The organism is Thermovibrio sp. (genome assembly GCA_015488335.1).
Lineage (GTDB): Bacteria > Aquificota > Aquificia > Desulfurobacteriales > Desulfurobacteriaceae > Balnearium.
This window is the reverse complement of the sequence record WFNZ01000051.1, coordinates 1-17,278: the sequence shown is the minus strand read 5'-3', so window position 1 is coordinate 17,278 and position 17,278 is coordinate 1. Positions and strand designations below refer to the sequence as shown.

Here is a 17,278-nt window from a genome sequence, read left to right as displayed (position 1 = left end):
GATGAGAAAGCTTCTAACCGCCACGATAGTTTTTTCACTATTAGCTTTTTCTGGATGTCAGAAGGAATCTACCGGTGTAAAGCCAGTTGAAAAGAGTACTGTAAGTTCCAAAAAGACAGAAAATCAAGGCGTTAAAGCTTACGATTTCACTTTTACAGACGTAAACGGTAAGGTTCACCACCTTTCTGACTTTAGAGGGAAGGTTGTTGTTCTTCAGTTCTTTGGAACCTACTGTCCGCCCTGTAGGGCAGAGATGCCGGTTCTTGACAAAATCTACAAAGACTACAAAGGGAAGGTTGTTGTTATAGGTCTATCTGTTGACTATACGGGAGCTCCCCCTGAAAAGCTCAAACCCTTTGTTGAGAAGATGGGGGTCAGCTACCTTGTTGGGCCATCTACAGACAAGGCATGGGACGAGTATGCAGGAAGAATTACAGGCCTTGATTCAATTCCACAGACCTACATAATAGACAAAAACGGTTATATCCGCTACTACGAGGTAGGGTTTGCCCCATCTTACGAGGGGCTCTTCAGGAAGGCCATAGACCAGCTCCTCAAAGAGGAGTAATGAAGATAAGGAAGGTAAAGCTATACAGAACTGTCTATAAACCTGAAGACCTTCCCCAAACTCCCTACAACGAGGTGGCCTTTGTTGGCCGTTCAAACGTGGGGAAATCTTCCCTTTTAAACACTCTGGTTAACAACTTTAAACTTGCGAAAGTGAGTTCTGAGCCGGGGAAGACCCGTTCTGTCAACTTCTACCTTGTCAACGACCGGTTTTTCCTCGTTGACCTTCCCGGTTACGGTTTTGCAAAAGTTCCCCTTGAGGAGCAGAAGAGGTGGAGGGAGCTTATAGAGAGCTATCTGAAAGAGAGAGATAGGCTTAAAGGTGTTTTTCTCCTCGTAGATTCACGGGTTGGCCCTACAGAAAAAGATGTTCAGATGAAAGATTGGCTTGATTTTTACGGGATTCCTTACGTTGTTGTTGCCACAAAGGTTGATAAGCTAAAAAAGAAGGAGAGAGCAAAGTTAGGAGAGAGGATACGGGAAACGTTTAACGATTCTTCTGTTAAGGTGATACCTTTTTCCTCTAAAACCCGAGAGGGTAGAGACGTTCTTCTGAGAGAGATAAGAAACTTTGTAGAGTCTTGATATGCTTGAGGAGCTCCGCCTTCACAGGTTCGGTGCAATTTCCGGAGAGCTTATTCTATCTAAGGGTTTTAACGTTATTGTTGGGGAAACTGGAACGGGGAAGTCTCTTCTTCTTTCATCAATAAACTTTCTCACCGGCCACCGTTTCCCTTTCGTTTCCGACGGAACCTTTGTTGAAGCCGTTTTCCATTTAAACGGCGAGGAGGTCTGCGTCAGACGGGAAGTCTTAGGAAATCGCTCCCGTTACTTCCTCAACGGTATGAGAGTTCCCCAGCAGAAAATTAAAGAGGTTGTTTCACCCCTCTTTGTTTTCCAGTCTCAGAGACAGGGGGTAACACTCCTTAAGCCTTCTGTTCAACTCCAGCTCCTTGACACATTCTCAGAAAACATAGGACTCCTATCGGAGTACAGGGAAGTTTACGCTGAATACACAGAAGTGCTTTTAGAACTTGAAAAACTCAGGGAAGAGGAGAGGCTGAGGGACAGAGAGATTGACATACTCAGGTTCCAAATTGAAGAGATTGAAAGGGTTAATCTTCAACCCGGTGAAGAGGAAGAGCTGCGACAGTTGAAAGAGAGAGTTGAAAGGGCTGATCAGATAAGGGAGCTCCGCTCAAAATCCCTCTGCTTCCTCTACGAGTGTGAGGGTTCCGTTTTAGACAGGTTAGCTGAGGTTGTCAGGGAGTTTGAAAAAAGCGGTCTCTATTCAGAAATCCTTGATAAGCTTAACTCTGTTTACTTTGAAATAGAGAGCATCGTTTCTGAAATAGAGAGAGAAGTTGAACCCCCTGAAACAGAACTCTCCTTAGAGGAAATAGAGAACAGACTCTACCAGATAGAGCGTTTAAAGAGGAAGTACGGTTCAAGTTACGATGAGATTAACGCTTTTCTGAAAAATGTTAGAGAAAAACTTGAAAGGCTTGAAAATATAACCTTTGAAGTTGAACAGACAGAGAAAAGGGTAAAGGAGCTTGAGGAAGAGCTCTACCGGTTGGGAAGGGAGCTCTCTGAGAGGAGAAGAGAGGGAGCTGAGAAGCTTAAGGAGTACCTGAAGCGTTCATTTTCTGAGTTAGGACTTGAAAGCGCCCGCTTTGAGGTATTATTTGAAGAGCTTGAAAAGCCTTCTCCTTTTGGCCTTGAAAAGATCTCCTTTCTCTTTTCCGGAAACCCAAAACTTCCTCTCTCTCCCCTTTCAGAGTCTATTTCAGGTGGGGAGCTCTCCCGGTTTCTCCTCTCAATTCTCAGTTTCTTCTCTTTTCCCGGTGTAACGATGGTCTTTGACGAGATAGACGCTGGAATGTCGGGTAAAATACTACGGAAGGTTGCTAAGAAGCTCAGGGCTATATCGGAGAACCAGCAGGTTCTTGCCGTTAGCCACTCTCCTCAGGTTGCTGCTGCGGCAGACAGGGTTTTTAAGTTAGAGAAGGACTTTAATGGGAACGTAAACATTAGAGTCCTTGAGGGTGAGGAGGTGGTTAGGGAGCTCTCTATTATGCTCTCGGGTGAAGTTACAGAGAGCGGTATAAAAACTGCTCAAGACCTACTAAAGAGCTGGGAGGAGTGATGGAGCACGGAAGTGAAGCTGCAAAGACGGTAGGGGGACTTTTAGAAGCTTTCCACGTTCACTTAACCAAAACGGAGCTGGCAGAGCTCTCAGTCCTTCTCTTCATTCTAACCTACGCAATGATACTCCTTGAAAAGTTCTTCCACAGAACCATTGCAGCCCTTATAGGAGCTTCTCTCGTTCTCATCATTGGAGTTATAACTCCTGAAAAGGCATGGGAGTCAATTGATCAGAACACCATACTCCTTCTTTTCGGAATGATGAACATCGTTACCGTAATGGGTAAAAGCGGTTTCTTCCACCTTGTTGCAGCAAAGGCAGTTCAGATAACAAAGGGCTCACCAACGAGAGTTCTCTGGGTTTTCTCGCTTCTAACAGCTCTCTTTTCAGCCTTCCTTGATAACGTTACAACAGTTCTCTTCATGGCTCCCGTTATGATAAACATCGCTGAAAGGCTGAAGCTTAACCCCATTCCCTACCTTATAGCTATAGTTCTTGCCTCAAATACCGGTGGTACTGCAACTCTAATCGGTGACCCGCCAAACATTATCATTGGAAGTATTGCAGGTAAAACGTTTAACGATTTCCTTGAAGAAGTTGCTCCTTATGCTATTTTAGCCTTCCTTTTAGGCCTTGCCGTTATGCACTTTATGATGGCTAAAGGCGGATTCCTGAGGGCTCAGGCAACTGCTGAGGAACTTGAGGATATACTCTCTGGAAAAGTTGATGAGAAGCTCCTTGATAGAAAACTGATGAAGAAGTCTGTCAGCATTTTCGTTATAACAATACTTCTCTTTATTGTAGGTCACGACATCGGTCTTGAACCGGGAGTCATCGCTTTAACAATGGCCACAGTTCTTGCCTTTATCAGCAGTCTCTCTCCCGCCTGGATATTAGAAAAAGTTGAGTGGACAACTCTCATCTTCTTCATGGGTCTCTTTATGGTTGTTGGTGCCCTTGAAGTCAACGGCGTTTTTGACATAGCTGCAAAGTGGCTGATAGAGGCTATTGGCAACAACATCCACGAAGGGATAATCCTCGTAGGTTTCGTATCTGCTCTTATTTCAGGGTTTGTTGACAATATTCCTTTTACAATGTCTATGGCTTACGTCCTTAAGGGAATGGAGATGCAGATGGGATCTGTTATGGACCCCCTCTGGTGGGCACTCTCTTTAGGGGCCTGTTTGGGCGGTAACCTTACCCTGATAGGTGCTTCTGCTAATATCGTAACTGCAGACATTGCAGAGAGGAACGGCTACAAAATAGACTTTTTCAGGTTTATGAAGTACGGAACGCCCGTTGCAGCTGTTACTGTTATAACGGCCATACTCCTTTTCTACGTTGAGCACGCAGTTTTTGGAGGATTTTAAATGAAATTTATTGAGAGATTCTTTGAGGCTTTTCTTTGGAGAACCCGTTGGATGGTTATTATTGCTGTTCTCTTCTCTCTTCTTGCCTCTTTTGGTCTGTTTGTGGTTGCTTCTTATGAGATATACGAGCCTGTTTATGAACTTTTTGTCAACGGTTTCCACATTTCAAAAGAGGAACATGAAGTCCTTGTCAGCGCCATTGTTGGCGCCATTGACCTCTACCTTATTGCAACGGTTCTTATCATTTTCTCTTTGGGACTCTATGAACTCTTTATCAGCAAAATAGACGAGGCAGAGAACGACGAGAACTCAAGTAAGATTCTGGCGATTCACAACCTTGACGATTTGAAGGAAAAGCTTGCGAAAGTTGTTTTAATGGTTCTTATAGTTACGTTCTTTAAGTACGCTATTCACATCAGGTATGAAACTCCTCTTCAGACCCTCTATTTAGCTGTTGGTGTTCTGATGCTTGCTTTAGCACTCTACTTCAGTCATAAAAAGGACTGATTGAATTATGGCTCAGAAAGGGGAAGAGAAACACAGAACAGAGAGGATTACGGGAACTCAGAAGGCTGCAATTCTCATTCTTTCTCTGCCCGAAGATGTTGCAATTAACGTTATAAAAAAACTCAGAGAGCACGAGCTAACCCGTATTGCGAAAACTATTCTCTCCCTTGGAACGATAAAGAAGGATATGGTTAAGCTGGTTCTGAAAGAGGCTTACGATGAGCTATCAGAAATAGCCCCCCTCAGAACGGCTCCCGATGAGTTAAGGCGTTTACTTGAGAAGGCCCTTCCGCCCGATAAACTACAGGAGCTCCTTGAGGAGACAATGCTCTCTGAGTCTGGCAAGGTTGTATTTGAAGAATTGAAAAAGATGGATGCCAAGTTTATAGCAAAACTCATAGAGAAAGAGCACCCACAGATAATTGCCATTATTCTTTCCCAGCTTCCCCCTATGAAGGCTGCTGAGGTTATACAGTACCTTCCGAAACGGTTGGGTGTTACGAACGTTAGGGAGGAAGTTATAAAAAGACTTGCCCAGCTTGAGAAGATCTCTATGAAAACCTTAAAGATTGTTACGGAAGCCCTTGAAGAGGAGCTTGCAAGTATTGGTGCCGGTAAAGAGCAGACCTTGAGCGGTTTAGATATTGCAGCAGAAATAGTTAACAACCTACCTAAAGAGGTTGCTCAGGAGCTCCTTGACGAAATTCGCAAAGAGAATCCATCCCTTGCCGATTCAATTGAAGAGAGGATGTTCAAGTTTGAAGACATCATTAAGCTTGATAACAGGGCAATTATTGAAATACTCAAGGCTGTTGATAAGAACGACCTGCTTCTGGCCCTTAAGGGAGCTCCCCAGGAAATCCTTGATAAGTTCCTCTCCAACATGTCTAAGCGTGCTGCTCAGATGTTCCTTGAAGACCTTGAGGCTTTAGGACCTGTTAAGAAGTCTGACGTTGAGAGGGCCCGTAAGAAAGTCATTGCTATAATCAAGAAACTGGCAGAAGAAGGAAAAATAGAGCTTGGCGGCTCTGAGGAGCTTATTTAGGAGGCTCTGTGGCAGAAGAGTTCCTCTCTCAGGAAGAGATAGACGCCCTTTTAGGTGGCGGTAAGAAAGAGAAAAAAGAGGAAAAGAAGGTAGCTCCCTTTGACTTTGACCAGGTAGAGCACATAAAGAAAGGGGGCGTTCCCGGTCTTGAACTCCTCTTTGAACGGTGGGTCAAGGTTTACAGGGAGCGGGTGAGGGGGCTCGTTCCCCAGATAGGTATGGTAACAAAAGATTCTGTTTACATAACTCGCTTCCAGTCCTTCATGGCAAAAATACCCATGCCTGCAAGCTACAGCATAGTTGCAATGAGGCCATTTAAAGAGAACTTCCTCTTTGTTCTTGACTCCCGTCTGGTCTTTGTCATTATCAGCGTTATGTTCGGAGGTCCTGCAGAGCCCTTTAAAATAGAGGGTAGAGAGTTTACGAAGCTTGAAATGAGAGTTATTCAGGATCTGGTAAAGCTCTCTTTAGAGACCTTTGAACAGGTGTGGCAGGACGTTTACCCTGTTACGTTGGAACTCCGTGGAATAGAGCTGAACCCTGCACTTGCCAGAATAGTTTCAGGAAACGAGAAAGTTATAGTTGTAGAGTGCAGTATGGATATTGACGGTTATGAGGCTCCATTTTTCTTCTGCTTCCCTCAGGGTCTCTTTATGCCGATTAAAGAGCTCATTTTCTCTGAGTCCCTCTTTGCAGAAAGGGATCCGGTCTGGGAAGAGCACCTGAAAAATAAACTTCTGAAGACGAGACTGAAGGTTTCATTAGAGCTTACCAGGAAAACATTTTCAATGAAAGAGGTTCTTTCCTGGAGAGTTGGTGATAGGATAGATTTAGGAGTTGGTAAAGAGGATCTCCTGAAACTCTACGTTGAGGATAGTCCTAAATTCCTAGCCAGAATGGGTAAGGTTAAGGATAGATACGCTGCCCTTATCTACAATTTCATAAATGGAGATGATGATGGCAGAGGAGGAGAAGAACCAGGAGGAGCTGGCGAAGGAGTGGGAAGAAGCCCTGAAGCAGCAGGAAGGGGAGAAGAGTCAGGAGGAACTAGCGAAGGAGTGGGAAGAGGCCCTGAAACAGCAGGAGGAGAGTAAAGAAGGAGAAGAGGGTCAGGAAGAGCTGGCGAAGGAGTGGGAGGAGGCTCTAAAGCAGCAGGGAGCTCCCTCCGAAACAGAAGCCCCTTCCTCTGAAAAGGGAGAGAACTGTGATAAGGAGTTTGAACTTTTAAAGGACATTCCTCTTGAAATAAGCGTTGAGATAGGTTCTGCGAAGTTAACACTTGAAGAGATACTGAGGCTTCACTCAAACAGCGTTGTTGAGCTTGACAGGTTTGTAGATGAGCCGGTAGATATAAAGATAAACGGAAAGTTAGTGGCAAAGGGTAGGCTCTACCAGGTTGAGGATAACTACGGCGTTGAGATAGTTCAGATAATAACGCCGGAGGAGAGACTGAAACTTATTGAGGAGTAGTTATGGCGCTTACGGTTCAGCCTCTTTACGTTCTTGCTGCAGGCAGTGAAAGGGCGAAAGAGCAGCTAAACATCGTTACGAATAACATAGCCAACCTCAACACTCCCGGTTTTAAGAGAATCCTTATGGAGGAGTTTTCCCAGCACATTCCCAAGAACAGAGGAGACAGCTACAACCTTTTAATTTTTCCCAGGTTCAAGCAGACAGACGTTGTACTGGAGCAGGGAGCTCTCAGGAAAACAGGAAACCCGTTAGACGTTGCTCTTAAGGGAAGAGGGTTCTTTGCGGTGAAGACGAAGGCCGGTGAGGTCTACACCAGAAACGGCCACTTCTTTATCGGTTCAGACGGGAAGCTTGTTGATGCAAACGGCAATCCGGTTTTAGATATATCCGATAGGGAGATAGTTTTAAGTGGTGAGTCAAAAGTAACCATTACGGAAGACGGAGTTGTTTACGATGGGGATAGAAAGGTAGGCGTTTTAAAGATTGTTGATTTCTCCTCTGTAAAACCTTTAGGAAACTCCTACTACGCCGGAAATGGACAACCAATGGCTACAGATGCTGCAGTTCTTCAGGGGTACTTAGAGGATTCAAACGTGAATCCTGTAAAGGAGATGGTTGGGCTCATAGAGGCCCAGAGGAGGTTTGAGATATACGGGAATCTAATTAGAGGCCTTGACCAACTGAACCTTAAGAGCAACGAGATAGGAAAAGTTTAAAGGAGGGAGATATGCTTAGGGCTCTCTGGACTTCAGCTTCTGGAATGGAAGCTCAGCAGACAAACCTTGACGTTATCTCAAACAACATAGCAAACGTTAACACCGTAGGTTTTAAGAAATCGCGGGCTAACTTTGAGGACCTGATATACCAGGACATCAGAGACCCGGGGGTTATGAGCTCCGACGAGAACAGGGTTCCTTCTGGAATTCAGATAGGCCTTGGTGTAAAACTCTCAGACGTCAGCAAGATATTTACTCAAGGGAGTTTAATAAAGACGGACAAACCCCTTGATATAGCCATTCAGGGGCACGGCTTCTTTAAGATAGAGCTTCCCGGCGGAGGAGAGGCTTATACGAGGGCTGGAAACTTCCAGCTTGACGACCAGGGCTACTTCGTCACTCCTGAAGGATACAAACTCTCTCCAAACATTCAAATCTCATCTCCGGAGACAGTTGTAAGTATCTCAATTTCCCCCAGTGGGAAAGTTTACGTTGTAAGGAACTCCGGTGGTCAGGAGGTAACTGAAGAAGTAGGCCAGATTAAGCTCTACAGGTTTATGAACCCGGCTGGTCTGAAAGCTATAGGTGGAAACCTCTTTGTTCAGACCGACGCTTCCGGAGAGCCTATAGAGGGAGACCCGAACACAGACGGTTTTGGAAAGCTGACTCAGGGCTTCTTGGAGGCTTCAAACGTAAACATTGTTGAGGAGATGGTCAACCTGATAGTCGCCCAGAGAGCTTACGAAATTAATTCTAAAGGGATAATTGCTGCCGATGAGATGCTCAGAACTGTTGCTAGCCTTAAGAGTTAACCTTTTGACCCTCTGTTTCTTCTTTCTCCTCTCTTCTTCCATTTCCTTTGGGGCTGAAGTTTTCCTTAAAAATCACTCTCGGGTTTCCGGTCAAGAGGTAACCTTAGGAGAGATTTCAGAGATTAAGGGAAGTCCTGCTGAGAGGGAGCTCCTCTCTGCCATAAAAGTTGCCGATTCACCACCACCCTGCAGTGAGAGGAGCATTTCAAAAACAGATGTTGCAAGGGAAATAGCCGATTACCTGAGAGAGAATGGCATCTCTATAAGGGAGATAGCTGTAAAAGGGCCAGAGAGGATTCTGATAACCTCTGTCTGTTCAGTTGTTGACGGCGACCACATAAGGAAACTGATTGAAGATTTTTTCAGGAGAAACTACCCTCAGTACGAGGTGATTTCTGTTCCCGACTTAAAGTTAAAGCTTCCCTACAGTAAATATGAAGAGCACCTATCACTTGATTATTTGGGGCGGAGTTCAGCCCGATTTATCTACGAGATAACTGTTAACGGGAAAACGGTTAAAAAGTTCTGGCTCCCAGTTAGAGTTGAGAGAAAGGTGAAAGTTGTCGTTGCTGTAAAACCTATTCCCCGAGGAAGTGTTATCACTTCCGATGAAGTCTCGCTGAAAGAGGTTGTTGAAAGTAGGGCCAGAGGAGGAACTGATAGTATCTCTTCTATCGTTGGGGCTACGGCAAGGAAGGATTTTCTGCCTGGAGACGTTATAACGAAAACTGGAATCATTCCAAACTTTGCGGTGAAGAGGAATCAGCCCGTAAGGGTGGTTTACAGAAGCGGGGCTATAAGGGTGGAGCTCCTGGGAATAGCTCTGCAGGACGGCGTTGTGGGGAATATAATAAAGGTGAAAAACCCATCTACCGGAAAAGTTTTGCTATGCAGAGTTACTGGAAATGGATTGGTGGAGTTTGTATCCCATTAGTTCTCCTTTCCTCGTGTGGGGAGGAAAAAAAGGAGGTAGTTGTTTTTCCTAAAGAACCAAAGTCTATTGCTCAGGAACGAATAGTGTCTCCTGGTTCACTCTTTACCGGGAGCGGCAACCTTTTCTCAGACCCCAAAGCCCACAACGTTGGAGATGTTGTTACTATTGCCGTTTACGAAAACCTGTCAGGAGTTGGCTCTGCAAAAACCAGTTCTGGTAAGAAAAGCTCTTACAACATAAATCTCAATAAGCCTAAAGTTTTTGGAAAACCATTTCCAGGCAAGAGTAAAGACCCTCTCTTAGGTTTTTCTACTTCTCCCTCTACAAGTTTTAGTGGTAAGAGTTCTACCAGCAGGAACGCCAAACTTATAGCCACAATATCAGCAAGGGTTGTTAAGGTCTATCCCAACGGAGACCTTTTTGTCGTTGGAGAGAAGACGATAAAAATAAACGACGACTTTCAGGTTCTCAGAATATCGGGAATAGTCCGTCCGAGCGATATAGGGCCCGATAACACCGTTCCCTCTTCTAAAGTGGCCGATATGTACGTTGAATACAACGGGAAAGGCTACTTTAACAACTCCCAAAGACCCGGCTGGCTGGCAAGACTCCTTGAGAAAATATGGCCGTTTTAGGAGTTAACATGGTTATTTTGAGATTTCTACTCCTCTTTTTCCTCTTTACAGCCGTTTCGTTGGGAGCAGAGGTAAAAATAGGAACTCTGGTTAACGTTGAAGGGGTAAGGCCTAACTACCTTACCGGTTACGGAATTGTTGTTGGTTTAAACGGTAGCGGAGATGGAACTACCAGCGTTTTTACGCTCCAGAGTATTGCAAATATGCTCAGGAAAATGGGAATTTACATAGACCCTAAGGCTATAAAGACGAAAAACGCTGCTGCCGTTATCGTAACGGCAAAGCTTCCCCCTTTTGCAAAGCCGGGAATGACCTTTGACGTTGAAGTTGCCTCTTTAGGTGATGCAAAGAGCATAGCCAACGGAGTTCTTATCAGAACTCCACTTATGGGACCCGACGGAAAGATATACGCCTTTGCCCAGGGACCTGTTTCAACCGGAGGAGGTTACAGCGAGTCAAACAGAGGGGGAAAGGTTCAGAAGAACTTTCCTACGGCGGGTATTGTTCCAAACGGTGGTATCGTTGAAAGGCCTCTTCCTTTTGAACTTTCCCAGCTTAAAAATTTAACCCTTACACTGAACTCTCCCAACTTTTCCATTGCCAGTGAGATAGCCGAAAAGATAAACAGCCACTTTAAAATGAAAATAGCAAGAGCTGTAGACTCTGCAACTGTTAAGGTTAACTATCCTCCGGGAGTGGATAAAGTCCAGTTTATCTCTGAAGTTTTGAACCTTAAAGTGGATACAAATCCTGAACCCACAGTTGTTATCTACGAGAAGACGGGGACTGTTATAATGAGTGGCGACGTTAAAATAGATCCTCCTGTATACGTTTCCCACGGCAACATTTACGTTTCTGTTACAAAAACTCCTGTTGTTTCACAACCACCTCCCCTTTCTGGTGGCCAGACTAAAGTTGTTCAAAACGTTCAAACCCAGGTTGTTGAGGAGCACGGAAGGATATTTGCGATTAACTCTCCGTCACTTAAAGACCTTGTAAAGGCTTTAAACCAGTTAGGAGTTTCCCCTGGTGACCTTATAGCGATAATTCAGGCCATAAAAGCTGCAGGTAAGCTCCACGCAAAACTGATAATTATGTAGGGTGAAAGATGTTAGACGGGGTAGGTAGAGCAGAGGTTTACTGGGATCTTGCCCAGATTGAGGAAATAAAGAGCGGAAAAGAGGCGGTTAGACAGTTTGAAGTTTACCTTGTTAACCAGTTCCTCAAAGAGGCAGAAAAGTCTATGCCAGAAGGTCTTTTTTCTCCTGAAGGGAATTTCTCTACGAAGCTTTACTGGGATCTTTTCAATATGGAGCTCTCCCAGAAGATAGGAGAAGAAATTGGAAAGAGCCTTGAACCTATGTTCAGTAGAGTTTTGAAGGCTTACGGGAGAGAGGGAAGTTGATGAAAGAATCTCTAACTCTGTACTACTCGCGGGTTTACAAGTATTCAGACCTCATATTTGTCATTCTTATACTGGCCATTCTGGCTAGCATGATACTTCCCATTCCACCACTCCTTTTAGATATTCTCCTTACCTTCAGCATTTCCTTCTCTTTAGTTATCCTTATGACGACGGTTTACGTGAGGCACCCGTTGGAGCTCTCCTCTTTCCCTTCACTCCTTCTCCTTGCAACCCTTCTCCGTCTCTCCCTCAACGTGGCTACAACCAGGAGGATTCTTCTCCACGGAAACGAGGGGCCAGAGGCAGCCGGTAACGTTATAAAAGCTTTTGGTCAGTTCGTTGTTGGTGGTAACTACGTTGTTGGAATTATCGTCTTTGCCATTCTGGTCATAATAAACTACATCGTTGTTACAAAAGGTACAGAGAGGATTTCAGAAGTTGCCGCACGCTTCGTTTTGGATGCAATGCCCGGAAAACAGATGAGTATAGATGCAGATCTGAACGCCGGTCTTATAGATGAAGAAGAGGCCAGAAGGCGGAGAGAGGAAATAGCCAGAGAAGCCGACTTTTACGGAGCTATGGACGGTGCTTCAAAGTTTATCCGTGGAGATGCCATAGCTGGCATTATCATAACCCTTATAAACATCATAGGTGGTTTAATAATAGGTATGGTTCAGCACCACATGAGCTTTTCAGACGCCCTTAAAACCTTTACTATTCTCACAGTTGGAGATGGCCTTGTATCTCAAATTCCTTCTCTTATCACCTCAACTGCTGCAGGTCTTATGGTTACGCGGGCAGCAGCTGAAACAGACCTGGGGCATGAGATATTCAAACAGCTTACCAAGTACCATAAACCCCTTTTTATGGCTGCCCTGATTCTGGCCATTATCGGTATAGTTCCCGGAATGCCTACGCTTCCCTTCTCTCTTCTTGCTGCCCTTGTTGCTGCTGTCGGTTATATGGTCTATAAGTACGAAACAGTTAAAGAATTTGAAGAGGCCCAGAAGAAAGCCAAGGAACTCATAGAAAAGGGTAAGGAAGAAAAGGTAGAAGATCTGATAGTTCAACCTGAACCTATAACCCTTGAAATCGGCTACTCCCTCATTCCTTACGTTGATGAGAGCCAGGGAGGAGAGATCGTTGAGAAGATAAAGAACCTCAGGAAACAGCTTGCTAAGGAGCTTGGAATAGTTATTCCTCTTGTTCATATAAGGGATAACCTTGAGCTGAAGCCTAACGAGTACAGAATACTTTTGAGAGATGTGGAAGTTGCGAGGGGAGAGATTGAACCTGGCAAGTTTCTTGCAATTGATACTGGAGGTGTAAGGGGAGAGGTAAAGGGGAAACCTACCAAGGAGCCAGCCTTTGGTCTTACGGCATACTGGGTTGATGATTCTGAGAAAGACAGGGCAAAGCTTTTAGGTTATACGGTTGTAGATGTTCCTACCGTTATAGTTACCCATCTGTCGGAGGTTATCAAAAAGCATGCTCACGAAATTATCAGCAGGTCTGATATTAAAGAAATGGTTACAAAACTGGCTTCACGATACCCGGTTGTTAGAGATATGGTTCCAGAGCCGGTCTCTTACGGTATCCTGACAAAAGTTGTTCAGAACCTCCTGAAGGAGGGAGTTCCCGTTAAAGACCTATTAACGATTATTGAGTCTGTTGCAGATAACATTGAGAAGACCCAGGATCCCGATGTCCTTACAGAATTTGCGAGACAGTCCTTATCCCGTCTCATTACGAGCCTTTACGCTAAGAACGGTGTTTTAACAGCCCTTTCTCTCTCTCCAGAAGCTGAAGACTTTATACTAAAGAAGGTTAAGGAAAATGAAGGCTACCTTCCACCTTTAGACCCTGTTTTTGTTCAGAACTTGGTTAAAAGCGTTTCAGAAGGGGTTGGTCACTTCCTGAGTCAACAGCTGATTCCTGTTGTTCTTACCTCACCGGCTGTTAGGCGATTTGTTCGGATGATTTTTGAACCTTACCTTCCGAACGTTGCCGTTCTCTCTTATGCAGAGGTTGAACCTGGGGTTCAGCTGAATATTGTGGGGGTGGTTGACGGAAAATGAGTGTGAAGATTTATGAAGGAGAGGATTTAGATGCCCTTATAGAAAGGGCTAAAGAGGAGTTGGGTGACGTTGAGATACTCTACTACGAGGTAGAGAAGATTCCCGGTATAATTCCTTTTCTTAAGAAAAGACGTTATAGACTCTTTGTTACAAAGAAAGAAAAGAGAGAAGAAAAGGAGAGGGAGGTAGAAAAACTTGAGGAGGAGCTGAAGGAAGTTAAGGAGCTCCTTTTAACCCTCAAAGAAAACGTTTCCAAACTGCCTTCTCAACAGCCTGTGCCTATTCCATCTGTTCCAGAACACCTTGAGGATAAAGCACCCTGTTCCATTCCGCAGATTGATGAGTTTACCGGAGATGCTGTTGAGCTTATTAACATTCTTGTTAAAAAGGGAGTAGAACCCGACATTGCCGTTGAACTAGTTAAAGTTTCCTGTGGCTTAGACATAGAGGCAGAGAAATTAGACCTTAACACCAATACTTTTAAAGAAGCACTGATAAATGCTTTTGAAGAGAAACTTTCCTTTACCGGTGAATTAAAGGTAGAGAAGGGAAACCAGAGGATTTTTGCCTTCGTAGGTCCTACAGGAGTTGGAAAGACCACAAACCTGTTTAAGCTTGCCAGTAAGTTCGTTATAGAGCAGGAACTAAAAGTTGGTGTTATCTCCACAGACACTTTTAAAGTTGGGGGAACTCAACAGGCACGTATTTACGCTTCAATACTTAACGTCCCTTTCTACGTTGCTACAGATCAAAAGAAACTGAAAGAGATAGTTGAAAACCTGAAGGACTTAGACGTTATCCTGATAGATACGGTAGGCAGGAGCCACTACGACTACTTCAGATTGGGAGAGATAAAAGCCACTCTTTCTATTTTAGGAACTTCTATAGAGTACGTTCTGCTAATCTCCTGCAACTACGATACTAAAGAGGCCATAGAGGTTGTAAACCGGTACAGAAGCTTTTTCCCTGTAGATTTCCTCTTATTTACGAAGATTGATGAATCTTCAAAACCTGGTGTTATGGTTAATGTGGGTGTTAAATCGGGTCTTCCCCTTTCGTATGTAAGCACAGGTCAGAGGGTTCCTGAGGATATTAAACTCCTGACACCTACCGTAATAGCTGATATTTTACTGGGAGGCTGATGGAGAAGCAGGCAGAAAAGTTGATAGAGCTTGTAAGGGAGAGAAACAGAGGTAACAGGTGTAAAGTCCTCTCTTTTGTCAGCGGCAAAGGAGGGGTTGGAAAGACGACCGTATCAACGTCCTTTGCCTATACACTTGCTAACGTTTTTGGTAAAAGAGTTCTCCTTCTTGACTGCGATATAGGTCTTGGAAATGTTCACCTTCTACTGGGGCTTGACCCTTCAAAGAACTTGAAGGCGGTTTTGAAGGGGAGCTCCCTCAAAGAGGTTGTTCAACGGGCCTACAACTTTGACGTTGTTCTGGGATTCTCCGGTATAGACTCCTTAGAAGAGTTGGAATCTTACGAAGCGGCAAACCTGTTAATCCAGTTAGACAGAGTTATAGATAACTACGACTTTATCATTTTAGACAACTCTGCCGGCATTTCCCGGTTTACAGTTAACTTTTCAAGGGCAGCTTCTGAAACCTACGTTATAACTACTCCAGAGCCTACTGCTCTTACAGATGCCTATGCCTTTATAAAAAGCGTTTACAGGGTTTACGGTTATTCTTCATTTAAAGTCATAGTCAACTCTGCTTCGTCTAAGAACGAGGGCTTTGAGACCTTTGACAGACTCAGAACGTCTGTTGAAAAGTTCTTAGGTTTCCGTTTAAAACTTGCAGGTATTCTTCCCTACTCTTCAAGATTGAAAGAAGCCTTGAAAGAAGCCAAACCTGTAGTTCATCTATACCCTTCAGATCCGTTTTCTACAGAGCTTAAAAAGATAGTTCAGTTAGAAACGGGAGAGGTTATTCCCGAAGAGAAGGAGAGTTTTATAAGCAGGCTAATTCGGTTCTTCAGGGAAGGTGTTTGATGTATACGAAGTCAAGGAAAGACCTTGTTATGGAGCACCTTCCTCTTGTCAGGAAGGTTGCCAGTAAAATTTTCAGGAGGCTCCCTGAAGGGGTTGTTGATTTTGATGAACTGGTAAATACGGGAGTTATAGGTCTTATCAAAGCTATAGAAAAGTACGATTCAAACAGAGCGAAGTTCTCCACCTATGCTTACATAAAGATAAGGGGAGAGATATTAGATTATTTGAGGAAACTGGACTTTCTCCCACGAAATGTGAGGGAGAAGATAAAAAATGGGGAAACATCAGAATTAAGGGAAGAGATAGCCACACTTATCTCAATTGAGGAAAAGCTCTTTGGAAATTCGGAGAGATACTTTGTAAAGGATACTCTCGTTTCAGACTTTCCCGACCCGGAAGAACAGGTTTTGAGGGAAGAAGCAAAGAGAGTCCTCTCTTCCGCAATATCTCAGCTTTCAGAAAAGGAGCAGTTGGTTCTTCAGCTCATATTTGTTGAGGAGCTTGACCTTAAGTCTATAGGAGAGATACTGGGAGTTTCAGTCTCAAGAGTTTCGCAGATAAAAACAGGAGCTTTAAAGAAATTAAAGAAAACACTGGAACGTCAATTATAAGTTATAATTGAAAATGTCAATTTTTAAAGAGGGAGAGATGAACATTTTTCACGTTCTGCTGTCTGCTCCAGGATTTAGCACAAAAAAGAAAGGTAGGGCTGATGCCTTAAAAGAGCATAGTAGTGAAAACCTTTTTAGGTATATTTTACTAAACTCCTTAAAGGAGGAAGTAAAAACTGCCAATATCTCTCGTAGTTTTCCTTTGAAAAAATACTCAAATGTTTCTCTTCTCTCTTTACAGGATTACAAATCCACCTTAACAAATCTCTATTCTGGAAAGCTCCGTTCTATTAGTATAAATTCTCCTGATAAGCTTAGTAAACAAGAAAAAAAGATTACCCCAGATAAGGGACTTATGTTGAGAGTTCCACTTAAAGAGAAAGATGTTTTTGTGAAGTATAGATTGGCACGTCGGCTTTATAATGGAAAGAGCTACATTTTTCCGGTTCTGAAAGCAAAGCTGAGAAAGGAGTTACTTTCATCTTCTGCAGTAAAAAGGAAAGAAAAACTTCCTGTCTTTACTTATAAACCTTTAAAGAGGTTTTTACCCGCCAAACTTCAGTTAAAATTGATTAAAAATAGGAGTGAACGACTATTCAAATTGGATAAAGACCATGTGAGCCTTGAGGGAGCTCCCCAAAATTCAATCCACTTTTTTGGCGTAGCTCCTGGGCAAATAGTGAATCATAGTTTAGTTACCACGGTTGAAAGTTCAAAAGAGAGAACGTCTGTGCTGAAAGATCAAAAAGTGAGCTTCCATCTGAAGAACGTAACTTCCAGAAAAATTGGGACGTTGGAGCCTATAAAGATTTTAAATAAATTTAAAAATGGAGATTTAGAAAGAGATGGTTTTCTCTTAAAAAAGAAAGATTTGGCAAAGGAATCAGGATATAGATTATCAAATAGCAAAATCTATTTCTCTGTTTACCAAAGAAGTGTAATTGATGTGAGGAGCTTCTCTACTAATGAGCGACTTATAG

General features: G+C 43.6%; 19 protein-coding genes. All 19 read left to right on the top strand.

What is annotated here, in order from left to right; genetic code table 11:
- Position 1 precedes the first annotated feature (1 nt).
- Complete coding sequence (locus F8H35_RS05880; protein WP_472572608.1) at positions 2–568, top strand: TlpA family protein disulfide reductase; 567 nt, start codon at positions 2–4, stop codon at positions 566–568.
- The gene (gene yihA / locus F8H35_RS05875) at positions 568–1,152 is read left to right on the top strand and encodes a ribosome biogenesis GTP-binding protein YihA/YsxC (RefSeq protein ID WP_472572607.1); all 585 of its coding nucleotides are present in this window, start codon (positions 568–570) and stop codon (positions 1,150–1,152) included. The genes F8H35_RS05880 and yihA overlap by 1 nt, the downstream gene beginning before the upstream one ends.
- Before the next feature lies 1 nt (position 1,153).
- On the top strand, positions 1,154–2,716 hold the full coding sequence (locus tag F8H35_RS05870; protein WP_472572606.1) for a DNA repair protein RecN: 1,563 nt from the start codon (positions 1,154–1,156) through the stop codon (positions 2,714–2,716).
- Entirely contained in the window at positions 2,716–4,086 is a 1,371-nt protein-coding gene (locus tag F8H35_RS05865; protein WP_472572605.1) for an ArsB/NhaD family transporter, read from the top strand. Before F8H35_RS05870 ends, F8H35_RS05865 begins: the two co-directional genes overlap by 1 nt.
- A complete protein-coding gene (locus F8H35_RS05860) occupies positions 4,087–4,593 on the top strand; it encodes a YqhA family protein (RefSeq protein WP_472572604.1) in 507 nt (168 codons plus the stop codon).
- A gap of 7 nt (positions 4,594–4,600) precedes the next feature.
- Positions 4,601–5,638 carry a flagellar motor switch protein FliG gene (gene fliG / locus F8H35_RS05855; RefSeq protein ID WP_472572603.1) on the top strand — a complete coding sequence of 346 codons (1,038 nt, stop codon included), beginning with the start codon at positions 4,601–4,603 and terminating at the stop codon, positions 5,636–5,638.
- An 8-nt stretch (positions 5,639–5,646) separates the two neighbouring features.
- Positions 5,647–6,732, top strand: a complete 1,086-nt coding sequence (fliM, locus tag F8H35_RS05850; RefSeq protein ID WP_472572602.1) for a flagellar motor switch protein FliM — start codon at positions 5,647–5,649, stop codon at positions 6,730–6,732.
- Positions 6,626–7,108 (top strand): flagellar motor switch protein FliN, encoded by a 483-nt coding sequence (fliN, locus tag F8H35_RS05845; RefSeq protein ID WP_472572674.1) that lies wholly within the window; start codon positions 6,626–6,628, stop codon positions 7,106–7,108. Before fliM ends, fliN begins: the two co-directional genes overlap by 107 nt.
- Positions 7,109–7,110: 2 nt before the next feature.
- Complete coding sequence (locus F8H35_RS05840; RefSeq protein WP_472572601.1) at positions 7,111–7,827, top strand: flagellar hook-basal body protein; 717 nt, start codon at positions 7,111–7,113, stop codon at positions 7,825–7,827.
- An 11-nt stretch (positions 7,828–7,838) separates the two neighbouring features.
- Complete coding sequence (gene flgG / locus F8H35_RS05835; protein ID WP_472572600.1) at positions 7,839–8,639, top strand: flagellar basal-body rod protein FlgG; 801 nt, start codon at positions 7,839–7,841, stop codon at positions 8,637–8,639.
- Complete coding sequence (flgA, locus tag F8H35_RS05830; protein ID WP_472572599.1) at positions 8,620–9,573, top strand: flagellar basal body P-ring formation chaperone FlgA; 954 nt, start codon at positions 8,620–8,622, stop codon at positions 9,571–9,573. The genes flgG and flgA overlap by 20 nt, the downstream gene beginning before the upstream one ends.
- 83 nt (positions 9,574–9,656) lie before the next feature.
- On the top strand, positions 9,657–10,208 hold the full coding sequence (locus F8H35_RS05825) for a flagellar basal body L-ring protein FlgH (RefSeq protein ID WP_472572598.1): 552 nt from the start codon (positions 9,657–9,659) through the stop codon (positions 10,206–10,208).
- 8 nt (positions 10,209–10,216) lie between these two features.
- Positions 10,217–11,308: a flagellar basal body P-ring protein FlgI gene (locus F8H35_RS05820; protein ID WP_472572673.1), complete on the top strand. Its 1,092-nt coding sequence runs from the start codon at positions 10,217–10,219 to the stop codon at positions 11,306–11,308.
- An 8-nt stretch (positions 11,309–11,316) separates the two neighbouring features.
- A complete protein-coding gene (locus F8H35_RS05815) occupies positions 11,317–11,613 on the top strand; it encodes a flagellar biosynthesis protein FlgJ (protein ID WP_472572597.1) in 297 nt (98 codons plus the stop codon).
- The gene (gene flhA / locus F8H35_RS05810; RefSeq protein WP_472572596.1) at positions 11,613–13,691 is read left to right on the top strand and encodes a flagellar biosynthesis protein FlhA; all 2,079 of its coding nucleotides are present in this window, start codon (positions 11,613–11,615) and stop codon (positions 13,689–13,691) included. The genes F8H35_RS05815 and flhA overlap by 1 nt, the downstream gene beginning before the upstream one ends.
- The gene (locus tag F8H35_RS05805) at positions 13,688–14,833 is read left to right on the top strand and encodes a flagellar biosynthesis protein FlhF (RefSeq protein WP_472572595.1); all 1,146 of its coding nucleotides are present in this window, start codon (positions 13,688–13,690) and stop codon (positions 14,831–14,833) included. The genes flhA and F8H35_RS05805 overlap by 4 nt, the downstream gene beginning before the upstream one ends.
- Complete coding sequence (locus F8H35_RS05800) at positions 14,833–15,687, top strand: MinD/ParA family protein (RefSeq protein WP_472572594.1); 855 nt, start codon at positions 14,833–14,835, stop codon at positions 15,685–15,687. Before F8H35_RS05805 ends, F8H35_RS05800 begins: the two co-directional genes overlap by 1 nt.
- A complete protein-coding gene (locus F8H35_RS05795) occupies positions 15,687–16,298 on the top strand; it encodes a sigma-70 family RNA polymerase sigma factor (protein ID WP_472572593.1) in 612 nt (203 codons plus the stop codon). Before F8H35_RS05800 ends, F8H35_RS05795 begins: the two co-directional genes overlap by 1 nt.
- 37 nt (positions 16,299–16,335) lie before the next feature.
- Positions 16,336–17,278: hypothetical protein (locus F8H35_RS05790; RefSeq protein WP_472572592.1), on the top strand; the 943-nt coding region annotated here is incomplete at its 3' end.